We start from the raw sequence: 13,502 nt of genomic DNA, 5'->3' as shown, positions 1-13,502 counted from the left end.
TCCGTCCCGAAAGGTGAACCATGAGTGAGCAGAACGACGTCCACCGGCGCGCCCAAGGCCTCTACCACGCGATGTCCGGTCTGGAGGGGCCGCTGAGTTCCGGCGTCAGCGCCCCGCTGGACTTCACCGCCGCGCCCCGCGCGGCCGGTGGCCCACGGTCCGTCCTGATCCTGGGCGCGGGCGTCGGCGGCCTGACCGCCGCCTACGAGCTGGGCAGACTCGGCTACCGGTGCACGGTCCTGGAGCCCCAGGACCGCACCGGCGGCCGCAACCGCACCGCCCGCAACGGCGACGAGCTGTACGAGCTGGACGGCGACGACACCCCGGTGCGGACCCACACGTGCGGCTTCGACGAAGGCCTGTACCTCAACCTCGGCCCCGGACGGATTCCGTACCACCACCGCCGGGTCCTGCGGTACTGCGCGGAGCTGGGGGTCGAGCTGGAGCCCTACATCAAGGAGACGACGGCGAACGTCGTGCACCGCACCGGGCACACCCCGCCCGAGGAGCCCTGGCGCAACCGGCGGATCGCCAACGACACCCGTGGCCACCTCGCGGCCCTCCTCACCGCCACCCTCACCGAGGACGACGAGCAGTCCGCGCAGCTGCGGAACCTGCTGCAGAAGTTCGGGGACCTCGACGAGGACGGGGAGTACAAGGGGTCGACCCGCTCCGGATACGCCGAGCCGGTGGACGTGGACGACTACCCGACTCCCGCGGCACCGCCGCTGGCCCTCGCCGACCTCGTCGCCTCGGAGTTCTGGAAGTCCCCCTTCTACCAGCCGGTCGACCACCTGTGGCAGGCGACGATGTTCCAGCCGGTCGGCGGCATGGACAAGATCGTCGAGGCGCTCACCCACGCGATCACCGGGCGCTACGACGTGTCCGTCGAGCTGGGTGCCGAGGTCACCGGGATCGAGCTGACGGACGGCGGGGTCACGGTCGAGTACGTCCAGGGCGGGCAGACGCACACCGCGACCGCCGACCTGTGCGTGAGCAACATCCCGCTGTCGGTGCTGAGGAAGCTGACGCTGACCGGCTTCTCGCCGGACTTCCGGGACGCGGTGGACCTGGTGCCGTTCGCGGCGACGTGCAAGGTCGGCTGGCAGGCGAACCGGCGGTTCTGGGAGGACGACCGCAACCAGATCTACGGCGGCATCAGCTGGACCGACCACCCCATCACCCAGGTGTGGTACCCGTCCAACGACTACTTCTCGCCGACGGGCACCCTCACGGGGGCGTACAACTTCGACGAGAACGCGGAGGACCTGGGCGCCCGTGAGCCCGCCGACCGGCTCAGCTTCGCCCTGGAGGGCGCGGCGCAACTGCACCGGGAGTTCAAGGACCGCGGTACGGTCCCGCCCGAGCTGGGGGTCAGCATCGCCTGGCACAAGGTCCCGTACCAGCTGGGCGGCTGGGCCGACTGGGACCCCTCCCGCCCGGACCACATGACCGCCTACCAGCAGCTTCTCGGGCCCGAGGGCGACGGAAGGTTCTACGTCGTCGGGGACCAGGCGTCACCGCTGCCCGGATGGCAGGAGGGGGCGATGATGTCGGCGGAGTACGTCGTCGCCCAGATCCTGGGCCTCGTGCCGCTCACGGCTCCTGCCCGGGTCCGGGTCCCGGACGCCAAGGTCCTCACGCAGGGTCTCGGCTAGGCTCCCCCGTCCTCGACAGCGTCCGGCCCGCGCGGGCGTAGCGCGCCGCCAGACCGGCGAAGGCCGCGGTCAGTTCGGGCGGGCCGACGACCTCGATGTCGGTGTCGAAGCGGCCGAGGGTGGCGGCGAGGCCGGGCCAGGACCAGGAGCCGAGGGTGAGGCGGCAGCGGTCGGGGCCGAGTTCCTCGACGACGCCGTCCCGGGCGTGGGGCGCGACGTCCGCGGCGGGGAGACGGAGGACGACCTCGCCCTGGCACGGCCAGTCCGTGGTGGTGCCGTCGTTGCCGCGGAACCGGCCGGTGAGGAACGTGGCGACATCGCCGCCCGGGAGTGCGCGCGGGGTGAAGCGGGGGCCGGTGGGGGTGCGCGGGCGGACGCGGTCGACGCGGAAGGCGCGCCAGTCCTCGCGGTCCAGGTCCCAGGCCACGAGGTACCAGCGGTGGAGCCGGGTGACCAGGTGATGCGGGTGCACCCGGCGGGGGGCGTCGGGGGCCGGCGGGTAGTCGAACCGCAGTTCCTCGCGGGCCCGGACGGCGCGGCTCAGCTCCAGCAGGACCTGGGGGTCGACCGGCGGGGTGTCGCGGGGCGCGGGCGGCGGGACCGCGGTGATGTCCAGCAGGTCGATGCGCCGGCGCAGCCGGGGCGGCATCACCTGGCGGAGGGTGGCCAGCGCGCGGGTGGCGTCCTCGGCGACGGAGGTGAGGCCGGTGTCCGCGGCCGCGGTCCGCAGGGCGACGGCCAGGGCGATGACCTGGCCGTCGTCGAACAGCAGGGGCGGCAGCTGGGCGCCCGCCTCCAGGCGGTAGCCGCCGGCCGGTCCTCTGACGGTCGTGATCCGGTAGCCGAGCTCGCGCAGCCGGTCGATGTCACGGCGCACGGTGCGCGCGGTGATGCCGAGGCGGTCGGCGAGATCCCCTCCCGACCGGTCGCGGTGCGTCTGGAGCAGCGACAGCAGGGCGAGCAGTCGCGCGGAGGTCTTCTGCATGCGGCCGATTCTCGTTGATCCTCCGGGGAGTACAGGACACACTCTGTCCGCTACCTCCGCCAGGGTGGGCTTCACCACCGAGGCGAGGAGCAGACCATGTCCGTCACGACCACCACCCATCTGAACTTCCGGGGCACCGCCCGCGAGGCGCTCGACTTCTACCGGTCCGTGTTCGGCGGACGTACGGTCGCCGTCACCTACCAGGACGCGGGCGCCGTGGGCGACGAGAGCGAGGCGGACTGGGTGATGTGGGGCGAGGTGGCCGGCGAGGACGGCTTCCATGTGATGGCGTACGACGTGCCGTCGCGGCTGCCCTGGAACCAGGGCGAGAACCCGTTCTTCGTGTCCGTGCGCGGGGACGACGCCGAGGAGATCGGCGCGCTGTGGGGGAGGCTCGCCGAGGGCTCGGCCGTGGTGCGCCCGCTGGAGCCCGCGCCGTGGGCGCCGCTGTACGGCATGCTCACCGACCGCTTCGGCGTCACCTGGGTCCTGGACGTCACCGCCCCGTACCAGGGCTGAGCCGGCCGGATCCGGGAAGGCACGCCATGACCGTCGTCCTCGACAGCCGCGCCCTGAACCGGGCCACCCTCGCCCGTCAGCACCTGCTCGCCCGCGGCGACGCGTCGGTGCCGGAGGCGGTGGCCCGACTGTGCGGCCTCCAGGCGCAGGAGCCGCAGGAGCCGTTCATCGGGCTGTGGTCCCGCCTCGCCGGCTTCGAGCCGGGACGGCTGGACGACGCGCTGACCGACCGTACGGTGGTGCGCACCCATCTGATGCGCCGTACGGTCCACCTGGTCACCGCCGACGACGCGCTCGCCTGGCGCGCCCGGCACGACGCCATGCTGCGGCAGCGGGTGCTGGGCACCTACCGGCGCGAACTGGCCGGCGTCGACCTGGACGAGGTCGCCGCGGCCGGCCGGGCGGTCATGGCCGACGGGCGGCCGCGCACGATGAGCGAACTGGTGCGGGCGGTCGAGGACCGCTGGCCCGGTCCGCCGCGCCGGGTCCTGGGCGAGCTGCTCGTCGCGGCCCTCGTCCCGATGGTCCAGCTCCCGCCCCGTGGGCTGTGGCGGCGGACGGCCGGTGTACACAACCTGCCGTTGGCCACCTGGCTGGCACGGGACGTCGATCCGCTGCCCGCCGGGGACGGCGACCCGGTGGGGCAGCGGCTGGTGCGCCGCTACCTCGCCGCCCACGGGCCCGCCGCCGGCGCGGACCTGCGCGCCTGGTGCGGTCTCGCCGGGCTGCCCGCCGCCGTCAAGGCCGTCCGGGAGGAACTCGTCGTCTTCCGCGACGCACGCGGCCGTGAACTGCTCGATCTGCCCGACGCGCCCCGCCCCGACCCCGACACCCCGGCCCCCGTCCGGTTCCTGCCCGCCTTCGACAACGCCGTCCTCGGCTACCACGACCGCAGCCGCATCATCGACGCCGCCCACCTCGGTCTGTCCGTCGCGGGCCACCGCGTGGTCCTGGTCGACGGACGCGTCAGCGCCACCTGGACCGTGCGGGGGCATCACCTCCGGATCAGCCCGCTCCGCCCCCTCACCGCCGGTGAGGAGGAGGCCGTCCGCGCCGAGGCCGGGGACCTGGCCGCCTTCCTGGACCAGGACATCGCGCACGTCCGGCTCGACACCGCGGACTGACGCTCACCCGCCGACCCGCAGCAGCAGCTTCCCGGTGCTGGTGCGGGTGCCCATCAGGCGGTGCGCCTCCGCCGCCTCCGCCAAGGGGAATTCGGCCGTGACCGGGACGGTGACCGTGCCGTCGGCCACCTTCGCGAAGGCCTGCTCGGCGAGGGTGCGCAGGGTGGCGGGGGCCGTCCGGGACAGGCCGAGGATGGAGAACCCGGCGACCGAGAGACCCGTCGGGTACAGCTCCTGCTGGCCCACGCCCCACGGTTCGGCCGAGCTCGCGTTGCCGAAGGAGACCAGACGGCCGAAGACGGAGAGGGAGGCCAGGGAGGCCTTCAGGCTCTCGCCGCCGACCGGGTCCAGGGCGAGGTCGACCCCGCGTTCGCCGGTCGCCGCGCGCACTGCCTTCTCGAAGTCGCCCACGAAGACGTCGTCGTAGCCGTGGCCGAGCGCGTACGCGGTCTTCGCCGGTGTCGACACCACGCCGTACACCGCCCCCGCGCCCGCCGCCTTCGCCAACTGGCCGATCACCGTGCCGACTCCGCCCGCCGCGCTCTGCACGAGGACGCTCTCGCCGGGCTGGAGCCGGCCCACCGCGTGGACCAGGGCGTACGCCGTCGGCACCACGGTGGGGATCGCCGCGGCCGTACGGAGATCGGTGCCCGACGGCAGCGGGAAGACCAGGGCCGCCTCGGCCACGGCGACCTCCGCGTAGGCCCCGCCGCCGGTCAGGGCGGCCACCTCCTGGCCGACGGCCAGACCGGTCACGCCCGCGCCGACCGCCCGGACCCGGCCGGAGACCTCCAGGCCGGGACGGAAAGGCAGGGCCGGGACGCGGTAGCCCTCGGCGCGTGCCTTCAGGTCCGCGAAGTTCAGCCCGGCGTAGGCCACGTCGATGCTCACCCGGCCCGGGCCGGGCTCGGGCACCGGCACCTCCGCCGGGCGGAGGACCTCCGGACCGCCGTACTCCTGGATCTCGACCGCACGCATGGCGTACCTCACCCCTGGACTCGACGACTGTTCGATGAAAAGCGAACACTCGCGAGTGTATGGTTTTCATCGAACAGTCGGCAAGCCGTACCCCCCGAGGAGGACCGCGTGGCGAGCGCCAGTCACCGGGTCGCCCCCGAGCACATCCACCCCGACGACGTCCCGGTCCTCACCGCGCTCGCCGCCCTCGCCGACCCGGTGCGGATCACCCTCGTCCGGGAGCTGGCCGGCTCGCCGGAGTGGAGCCGGGCCTGCGGCAGCTTCGAGGTACCCGTCGGCAAGGCCGCCCTCAGCCACCACTTCTCCGTCCTGCGCGGCGCGGGCCTCGTCGAACAGCGCGACGAGGGCCCCCGCCGGGTCAACCGGCTGCGCCGCCCCGAGTTCGACGCCCGCTTCCCGGGCCTGCTGGACCTCGTCCTGCGCGACTGAGCACGGCGTACAGCCCGGCGCTCACCAGGAACCCCACCAGCGGTGTGATGTCCCCGAACGACGGCCAGTGGGCGGGGACGTAACCGACGTACTTCTCCTGGTTGGAGAAGAGCGGGACCGATACCGCCACGCCGGTCAGCAGGGCCGCGCATCCGGGGAGGTTGGTGAAGGAGCGGTCGGTCAGGCGGGCCGAGAGTTCCTCGTCGGACGCCGTACGGCCGCGCAGCAGACGATCCGTCAGGACGACCCCCAGCCACGGCGCCACCCAGTACGCGATGACCAGCAGGAACGCCTCGTACGCCGACCCCGCGTCCGACAGCGACGCCCAGGCCGCCGCCGTACCGGCCACGCCCGAGACCACGACGAGCGTGGAGCGGCTCAGCCAGGCCGGGAGGTTCAGGCCGAGGGCCGTGAGGGAGATCGCGCCGGAGTAGATGTTCAGGGCGTTCGCCGAGATCGCGCCCAGGATGATCGCCAGCAGCACCAGGTCGCCCAGCCAGCCCGGGAGATGGCCGGTGAAGGCCGCCGTCGGGGTGGCGTCCCGCGGGGCGGCGATCGTCGCCGAGGCCGCGCCGATGACGGAGACCACGGCCACCGAGAGGAACAGGCCGAGCGCCGGGAAGAGGGCGGTACGGAGGCGGTCCGCGGTGCGGGGGAGGTAGCGGGAGTAGTCGGCGGCGTACGGGTTCCAGCCCGCCGCGTAGCCCCACGCCGTGGCCGTCGCCAGCAGGAAGCCGCCGATGCCGCCGCCCGAGCCGCCCCCGCCGAGGTCCGCGTGGCCGAAGGTCCACACCCCGGCCAGCAGGAAGACCAGCGCCAGCACGGGGAAGGCGTACTTCTCGAAGACGTGCACGAAGTTGTGGCCGAGGAAGCCGATCAGGATCTCCGCCGCGACCACCAGCAGGAGCGAGGGCAGCGGGCGCAGGCCGGTCAGGGTGTCGAGGGCGAAGGCCGCGCTCACGCTGTTCACCGCGAACCAGCCGACGCCCGCGACCAGTCCGTTCGCGGCGGCGGGCAGGACGTTGCCCCGGAAGCCGAAGGACAGCCGGCCCACCACCATCTGCGGAACGCCGAACCGGGGGCCGTCGAGGGAGAGGACGCCCTGGGTGAGGGCGCCGAGCGCGGTGCCGAGGAGCAGGGCCGCGGTCGCCTCCCAGAAGCCGAGGCCGAAGAAGAGGACCGGGATCACACCGATGTAGACCGTCGCGAACTCGATGTTCGGGGAGGCCCAGGTCCACAGCAGCTGGAGTGGGGAGCCGTGGCGCTCGGCGTCGGGGACGGGGTCCGAGCCCGCCGTCTCGACGGCGATGACCTTGTCACCGTAGGCGGGGGCGAGGGTGCCGGGGGAGTCGGCGGGAGCAGTCGTCATGCGAGGCAATGGTCCGGCTCCCGCCCCGCGGGGCCCAGAGGCGCATTGTCCGCTTCGGGAGCCTCACCGGCGTACAACCTGTAGGGCTCCCGGCCCGGTACGGCCCGCCGCTCAGCCCTCCTTGGGCTCCTCGCCCGTCTCGCGCCGCTTGAGTTCCTCCTCGCGGCGGCGCAGGTCCTCCTCCCAGTCCTTCAGGAGCTTCTCGTCCTGCTTGGCCTGATCGTCCTTCAGGGACTTGAGGAACTCGGGGTTGTCGTCGGGCGCCACCCACTCCCGGCGCGGACCGGCCGTCTCGCCGGGCCGGCCGCCGCCGTGTCGCACCTTGCCCGCCACCAGCCAGGCCACCGGACCGACCAGCACCTCGCCGAAGAGCAGGATGATCAGCACCCACACCACCTTCGGCAGTCCCCGGACCTCGTTCTCGGGCGTGTTCAGGCAGTCGATGAACGCATAGATCCACAACGCCAGGACCAGCAGGAACGGCAGATACCTGAGCATGGCGGCGGATTCTCCCAGGAGGTGGCGAGGGGCGCGGGGCGGCCCCGGTGACGGGGTCAGGGTAGCGGGTGGCCGATACTGGGACACATGGCTTACGACGATCTTCGTTCCCTGCTCAGGGCACTGGAGCGGGAAGGCGACCTCAAGCGCGTGAAGGCCGAGGTCGATCCGTATCTGGAGGTCGGGGAGATCGTCGACCGCGTCCAGAAGTCCGGCGGTCCCGCACTCCTCTTCGAGAACGTGAAGGGCGCGTCGATGCCCCTCGCGATGAACGTCTTCGGCACAGACCGGCGGCTGCTCAAGGCGCTCGGGCTGAAGTCGTACGGCGAGATCAGCGACAAGATCGGCGGACTGCTGCGGCCCGAACTGCCGCACGGGTTCGTGGGCGTGCGCGAGGCGTTCGGGAAGCTCGGCGCGATGACCCACGTACCGCCGAAGAAGGTCAAGTCGGTGGACGCGCCCGTGCACGACATCGTCCTGGAGGGCGACGAGGTCGACCTGGACCTGCTTCCCGCCCTCTTCACCTGGCCGCAGGACGGCGGCTCCTTCTTCAACCTCGGCCTCACCCACACCAAGGACCCGGAGTCCGGGATCCGCAACCTCGGGCTCTACCGCCTCCAGCGCCACGACAAGCGCACCATCGGCATGCACTGGCAGATCCACAAGGACAGCCGCAACCACTACCAGGTCGCGGCGCGGCGGGGCGAGCGTCTCCCGGTCGCGATCGCCTTCGGCTGTCCCCCGGCCGTCAGCTACGCCTCCACCGCGCCGCTCCCCGGCGACATCGACGAGTACCTCTTCGCCGGGTTCCTCGCGGGCAAGCGGATCGAGATGGTCGACTGCAAGACGGTGCCGTTGCAGGTGCCGGCGCAGGCGGAGGTCGTGCTGGAGGGCTGGCTGGAGCCGGGCGAGATGCTGCCCGAGGGCCCCTTCGGCGACCACACCGGCTTCTACACCCCGCAGGAGCCGTTCCCCGCGCTGAAGATCGACTGTCTGACGACGCGCCATCGCCCGCTGCTCCAGTCGATCGTCGTCGGCCGCCCCCCGACGGAGGACGGCCCGCTGGGGAAGGCCACGGAGCGCTTCTTCCTGCCACTGCTGAAGATCATCGTCCCGGACATCGTGGACTACCACCTCCCCGAGGCGGGCGGCTTCCACAACTGCGCGATCGTGTCGATCGACAAGAAGTACCCCAAGCACGCGCAGAAGGTCATGCACGCCATCTGGGGCGCCCACATGATGTCCCTGACCAAGCTGATCGTCGTCGTCGACTCCGACTGCGACGTCCACGATCTGCACGAGGTCGCCTGGCGGGCCCTCGGCAACACGGACTACGCCCGCGACCTGAGCATCGTCGAAGGCCCCGTCGACCATCTCGACCACGCCTCCTACCAGCAGTTCTGGGGCGGCAAGGCGGGCATCGACGCGACGAAGAAGTGGCCCGAGGAGGGCTACACGCGCGACGGGGGCTGGCCGGACATGGTCCTGCCCGACCCCGACACGGCGGCGAAGGTCGACCGCCGCTGGAAGGAGTACGGCCTGTGAGCTCCGCCTCCGCAGCGCTCCCGCAGCCGGGACGCACCAAGGCCTTCCTGCGGCTGGTGATGATCGAGCACTCGGTCTTCGCGCTGCCCTTCGCCTACATCGCCGCGCTCACGGCGATGTTCCAGCTCGACGGGAACATCCACTGGGGCCGGCTGCTCCTGGTGACGATCTGCATGGTCGGTCTGCGCACCTTCGCCATGGCCGTCAACCGGATCATCGACCGCGAGATCGACGCCCGGAACCCGCGCACGGCCCACCGTGAACTGGTCACCGGCGCGATGTCGGTGAAGCACGCCTGGACCGGCGCGCTGATCGCGGTGGCCGTCTTCCTCGGCTCGGCGGCGATGCTGAACCCGCTCTGCCTCGCCCTGGCACCGGTCGCGGTGATCCCGATGGTCGTCTACCCCTACGGGAAACGCTTCACCAACTTCCCGCAGGCCATCCTGGGGCTCGCCCAGGCGATGGGGCCGGTCGGCGGCTGGCTGGCCATCACCGGCGAGTGGTCCTGGGACGCGGTCGTCCTCGGTCTCGCCGTCGGCGTCTGGATCGGCGGCTTCGACCTGATCTACGCCTGCCAGGACGTCGACACCGACCGCGAGATCGGCGTCATGTCGGTCCCGGCCCGCTTCGGCATCCCCGCGGCGATCTGGGGCGCCCGCGTCTGCCACGCCGTCACCACGGCCCTGTTCGTCTGGTACGCCCTCGCCACCGGCGCCGGCGCCTTCTTCTGGCTCGGACTGGTGATCGTCGCCGGAGCCTTCGTCTACGAGCACACCCTCGTGCGCCCCCATGACCTGTCCCGTCTGAACAGGGCGTTCTTCTCGACGAACGGTTTCATCGGGATCAGCCTGTTCGTCTGTGCGCTGGCCGATCTCCTGGTGCGCGGGCTCACGGTGTAGTCCCGTCCTGAAGACCCTCCTGCCCACCGGTACGCTCAAGGTGTGAACGCAGGAGAAACGCAGCGCGTGCCTTGGATCGTGGGGGTGTCCGGGGCGTCCGGTACGCCGTATGCCGCCGCGGTGCTGCGGGCGCTGCTCGCCGGGGGCGAGAGCGTGGACCTGGTGGTCAGCCGGGCCTCGCGGCTCACGCTGCTCGACGAGACCGGGATCTCCTTCCGGGACGCGCACTGGCAGGACGACCTGCGGGAATGGCTCGGGCGGGGGGCCGACGGCAAGCCGGGCACCTTCGAGGCCGACGTCAGCGCGGTGCGGTACTGGGCCGCCGGGGACCTGGCCGCCGGGCCGTCCTCGGGGTCGTATCCCGCGAAAGGGATGATCATCGTCCCGGCCTCGACCGCCTGTGTCGCCGGCGTCGCGCTCGGGCTGTCCAAGGACCTGCTCCAGCGGGCCGCCTCCGTCACGCTCAAGGAACGCCGGACGCTCGTCGTCGCCGTACGGGAGACCCCGCTGAACGGGCAGACCCTGCGCCATCTGGTGACCCTGGACGACCTGGGCGCCTCGGTGGTGCCGGCCTCGCCCGCCTTCTACGCGGGCGCCACCCACATCCAGGACCTGGTCGACTTCGTCGCCGGGCGGGTGCTCGACGCGGCGGGGGCCGCGCACGGGCTCTACCGCCGCTGGGAGGGCGAACTGGGCGGCGGGTCCGGAACCGGGGACACCTGAGCGTCATCTCAGTACGTCGCAGTACCTCTCATCTCTTCAGGAACTTTGATCGGAAGGCTTCGATTCGCATGGACGCGGTGGACAGGCAGCTCATCCAGGCCCTGCGGGAGAACGGCCGGGCCTCCTACGCGGAACTGGGGCGCCTCGTCGGCCTGTCGGGACCCAGCGTCACCGACCGCATCAACCGGCTGGAGGCGGCCGGTGTCATCACCGGCTATCGCGCCACGGTGAACGCCGCCCAGCTCGGCCTCGGCGTCACCGCCCTCATCGGCATCTCCCTCTCCGACGCCGCCGACCACGAGGACGTGGCGCTGCGGCTGCGGGACTTCGGCGAGATCGAGGACTGCTGGTTCATCGCCGGCGACGACTCGTTCATGCTCAAGGTGCGGGCGAACGACGTGGACGGGCTGGAGAAGATCATCCGGCGGCTGTCGGGGACCAAGGGGGTCTCCCGGACCCGTACCACCATCGTGCTCTCCACGAAGTGGGAGAACCGGGTCGGGGAGCTTCCGGAAGAGGTCTAGATCTGTAGGCGTACGGTTGGTCAGTCGTTGTCGTCAGTGGTTGTCGCGGGAAAGGTGTGGGCATGGACGTCGGGCTCAAGCGCGAGCTGGAGGAGAAGGTCAGGGCCGGTGAGCGGCTGACCCGTGAGGACGGCATCGCGCTGTACGAGTCGGACGACCTGGCGTGGCTCGGCGGCCTCGCCCACGAGGTGCGCACCCGCAAGAACGGCGACGTGGTGCACTTCAACGTCAACCGGCACCTCAACATGACCAACGTGTGCACCGCCTCCTGCGCCTACTGCTCCTTCCAGCGCAAGCCGGGCGAGAAGGACGCGTACACGATGCGCATCGAGGAGGCGGTGAAGCTCGCCAAGGCGATGGAGAGCGAGCACCTCACCGAGCTCCACATCGTCAACGGCCTGCACCCGAACCTGCCGTGGCGCTACTACCCGCGCTCGCTGCGGGAGCTGAAGGCGGCCCTGCCGGACGTCTCCCTGAAGGCCTTCACGGCCACCGAGATCCACCACTTCGAGACGATCAGCGGCCTGTCCGCCTCCGAGATCCTCGACGAGCTGATCGACGCGGGCCTGGAGTCGCTGACCGGCGGCGGCGCGGAGATCTTCGACTGGGAGGTCCGGCAGCACATCGTGGACCACCGCACCCACTGGGAGGACTGGTCGCGGATCCACCGCCTGGCGCACGAGAAGGGCCTCAAGACGCCGTGCACCATGCTGTACGGCCACATCGAGGAGCCCCGCCACCGCGTGGACCACGTGCTGCGCCTGCGTGAGCTCCAGGACGAGACGAACGGTTTCCAGGTCTTCATCCCGCTGCGCTACCAGCACGACTTCGTGGACATGAAGGACGGCAAGGTGCGCAACCGCCTCCAGGCGCGGACGCAGATGGCGACGGGCGCCGAGGCCCTGAAGACCTTCGCGGTCTCCCGCCTCCTCTTCGACAACGTCCCGCACGTCAAGGTGTTCTGGGTCATGCACGGCGTCCAGACCGCGCAGCTCGCGCTCCAGCACGGCGCGGACGACATGGACGGCTCGGTCGTCGAGTACAAGATCACCCACGACGCCGACAACTACGGCACCCCCAACAAGCTGACCCGTGAGGACCTCCTCGACCTGATCCGCGACGCTGGCTTCCGCCCGGTGGAGCGGAACACGCGCTACGAGATCATCCGCGAGTACGACGGCCCGGACCCGCTGCGCCGGGAGTCGCCGCAGCCGATGCGGGTCTGAGGCGCCGACAGGCCGATGCCGTTGAGGCGAGGGCGGGGTAATGGATACCCTGCCCTCATGCCCCTTACCTTCACCCTGGACCCGGCCGTCGACCCCGCCCTGCGCGACGGGGTGCTCGACCTGTGGACCGACGTGTCCAACGCCGGCGGGGCCGTCGGGTTCGTGCCGCCGGTGCGGCGCGAGGAGGTGCGGCCGGAGCTGGTGAAGCACCTCGTGGCCATGGCCGAGGGGCGCCACCGGCTGCTCGTCGGCCGCGACGGGACCGGCGAGGTGGCCGCGACCGCGTTCTTCGCCTTCAACACGCACCGGCTGATGACCCACTGGGTGTGGCTCTACACGGTGATGGTCCACCCCCGCCACCAGGGCAGGGGCTACGGCCGCGACCTGCTGGCGGCCGCCGCGGACGCGGCGCGCGGCTTCGAGGGCGTCGACGCGATACGGCTCACCTGCCGGGGCGGACTCGGTCTGGAGCGGTTCTACGGCTCGTGCGGCTACAAGGAGGTCGGCCGGGTCCCCGGCGCCATCCGCGTCGGCCCCGGTGACGACCGCGACGACATCACCCTGCTGCTGCCGCTCGGCTGACCGCCCGCACCCCCGTGCAAGATCGGGACCCCGGCGTGCTTCACTGGACGACGGTCCTTTTGGAGAAGTCGGAGAAGGAAGAGTGGATTGAGATGCTCCGCTACACGCTGATGCGCCTCGGCGTCTTCGCCGGCTGTCTCCTGGCCGTCGGGGGTCTGGTCTACTTCGGTGTCCTGCCGCGCGGCCTCGGCGACTCCAACGGCATGTGGATCGTCCTGCTCGCGCTGGTCGTCTCCGCCCCCATCAGCTTCGTCGTCCTGCGCAAGGAGCGCGACCGCGCCTCGGTGCACGTCGTGCAGCGGGTGGACCGGATGAAGGCCAACCTGGAGGCCAACCGCACCCAGGAGGACGAGGCGGTCGACGCGGCCGAGGCAGGGGCCCAGGCTCAGCCCCGGGCCCAGAGTCAGCCCTCCTGACGGAGTTCACTCGGCCCGGTCCAACTA

General features: G+C 71.6%; 15 protein-coding genes. 11 read left to right on the top strand and 4 right to left on the bottom strand.

Annotated elements, in window-relative coordinates:
- Positions 1-20: 20 nt before the first annotated feature.
- Positions 21-1,658, top strand: coding sequence for an FAD-dependent oxidoreductase (locus ABZ490_RS21685; protein ID WP_358992366.1), 1,638 nt, complete (start codon positions 21-23; stop codon positions 1,656-1,658).
- On the opposite strand, the gene ABZ490_RS21680 is transcribed toward ABZ490_RS21685, so the two are convergent.
- Entirely contained in the window at positions 1,639-2,643 is a 1,005-nt protein-coding gene (locus tag ABZ490_RS21680) for a WYL domain-containing protein (protein WP_358992364.1), read from the bottom strand. The genes ABZ490_RS21685 and ABZ490_RS21680 overlap by 20 nt on opposite strands.
- Before the next feature lie 96 nt (positions 2,644-2,739).
- On the opposite strand from ABZ490_RS21680, the gene ABZ490_RS21675 reads away from it, so the two are divergent.
- Both ABZ490_RS21675 and ABZ490_RS21670 read left to right on the top strand, forming a co-directional pair.
- On the top strand, positions 2,740-3,162 hold the full coding sequence (locus ABZ490_RS21675; RefSeq protein WP_358992362.1) for a VOC family protein: 423 nt from the start codon (positions 2,740-2,742) through the stop codon (positions 3,160-3,162).
- Positions 3,163-3,188: 26 nt separating this feature from the next.
- On the top strand, positions 3,189-4,286 hold the full coding sequence (locus tag ABZ490_RS21670) for a winged helix DNA-binding domain-containing protein (RefSeq protein ID WP_358992360.1): 1,098 nt from the start codon (positions 3,189-3,191) through the stop codon (positions 4,284-4,286).
- A gap of 3 nt (positions 4,287-4,289) precedes the next feature.
- Here the strand turns inward: ABZ490_RS21670 and ABZ490_RS21665 are convergent, their stop codons facing one another.
- Positions 4,290-5,264: a zinc-binding dehydrogenase gene (locus ABZ490_RS21665; RefSeq protein WP_358992358.1), complete on the bottom strand. Its 975-nt coding sequence runs from the start codon at positions 5,262-5,264 to the stop codon at positions 4,290-4,292.
- A 108-nt stretch (positions 5,265-5,372) separates the two neighbouring features.
- Between ABZ490_RS21665 and ABZ490_RS21660 the strand changes: the two genes are divergently transcribed.
- Entirely contained in the window at positions 5,373-5,693 is a 321-nt protein-coding gene (locus ABZ490_RS21660) for an ArsR family transcriptional regulator (protein WP_358992356.1), read from the top strand.
- Here the strand turns inward: ABZ490_RS21660 and ABZ490_RS21655 are convergent.
- Both ABZ490_RS21655 and ABZ490_RS21650 read right to left on the bottom strand, forming a co-directional pair.
- A complete protein-coding gene (locus ABZ490_RS21655; protein WP_358992353.1) occupies positions 5,623-7,062 on the bottom strand; it encodes a cytosine permease in 1,440 nt (479 codons plus the stop codon). The two genes, ABZ490_RS21660 and ABZ490_RS21655, sit on opposite strands and share 71 nt — an antisense overlap.
- A gap of 111 nt (positions 7,063-7,173) precedes the next feature.
- The gene (locus ABZ490_RS21650) at positions 7,174-7,560 is read right to left on the bottom strand and encodes a PLD nuclease N-terminal domain-containing protein (RefSeq protein ID WP_358992351.1); all 387 of its coding nucleotides are present in this window, start codon (positions 7,558-7,560) and stop codon (positions 7,174-7,176) included.
- Between the two features lie 87 nt (positions 7,561-7,647).
- Here ABZ490_RS21650 and ABZ490_RS21645 point away from each other — a divergent pair, with 87 nt between their 5' ends.
- The 7 genes from ABZ490_RS21645 to ABZ490_RS21615 all read left to right on the top strand — a co-directional run bounded on the left by ABZ490_RS21645 (position 7,648) and on the right by ABZ490_RS21615 (position 13,475).
- Positions 7,648-9,105, top strand: coding sequence for a menaquinone biosynthesis decarboxylase (locus ABZ490_RS21645; RefSeq protein ID WP_358992349.1), 1,458 nt, complete (start codon positions 7,648-7,650; stop codon positions 9,103-9,105).
- Positions 9,102-10,004, top strand: coding sequence for a menaquinone biosynthesis prenyltransferase MqnP (mqnP, locus tag ABZ490_RS21640; protein ID WP_358992347.1), 903 nt, complete (start codon positions 9,102-9,104; stop codon positions 10,002-10,004). The genes ABZ490_RS21645 and mqnP overlap by 4 nt, the downstream gene beginning before the upstream one ends.
- Positions 10,005-10,070: 66 nt before the next feature.
- Positions 10,071-10,727, top strand: coding sequence for a UbiX family flavin prenyltransferase (locus ABZ490_RS21635; RefSeq protein WP_358992345.1), 657 nt, complete (start codon positions 10,071-10,073; stop codon positions 10,725-10,727).
- Between the two features lie 68 nt (positions 10,728-10,795).
- The gene (locus tag ABZ490_RS21630; protein ID WP_358992343.1) at positions 10,796-11,251 is read left to right on the top strand and encodes an Lrp/AsnC family transcriptional regulator; all 456 of its coding nucleotides are present in this window, start codon (positions 10,796-10,798) and stop codon (positions 11,249-11,251) included.
- A 62-nt stretch (positions 11,252-11,313) separates the two neighbouring features.
- On the top strand, positions 11,314-12,477 hold the full coding sequence (gene mqnE / locus ABZ490_RS21625) for an aminofutalosine synthase MqnE (RefSeq protein WP_358992341.1): 1,164 nt from the start codon (positions 11,314-11,316) through the stop codon (positions 12,475-12,477).
- Positions 12,478-12,534: 57 nt separating this feature from the next.
- Positions 12,535-13,059, top strand: a complete 525-nt coding sequence (locus ABZ490_RS21620) for a GNAT family N-acetyltransferase (RefSeq protein WP_358992339.1) — start codon at positions 12,535-12,537, stop codon at positions 13,057-13,059.
- 92 nt (positions 13,060-13,151) lie between these two features.
- On the top strand, positions 13,152-13,475 hold the full coding sequence (locus tag ABZ490_RS21615) for a DUF4229 domain-containing protein (protein ID WP_358992337.1): 324 nt from the start codon (positions 13,152-13,154) through the stop codon (positions 13,473-13,475).
- The last annotated feature ends 27 nt before the right edge of the window (positions 13,476-13,502 follow it).

It is taken from the genome of Streptomyces sp. NPDC005811 (assembly GCF_040630405.1).
Lineage (GTDB): Bacteria > Actinomycetota > Actinomycetes > Streptomycetales > Streptomycetaceae > Streptomyces.
This window is presented reverse-complemented; position numbering and strand designations above follow the sequence as displayed.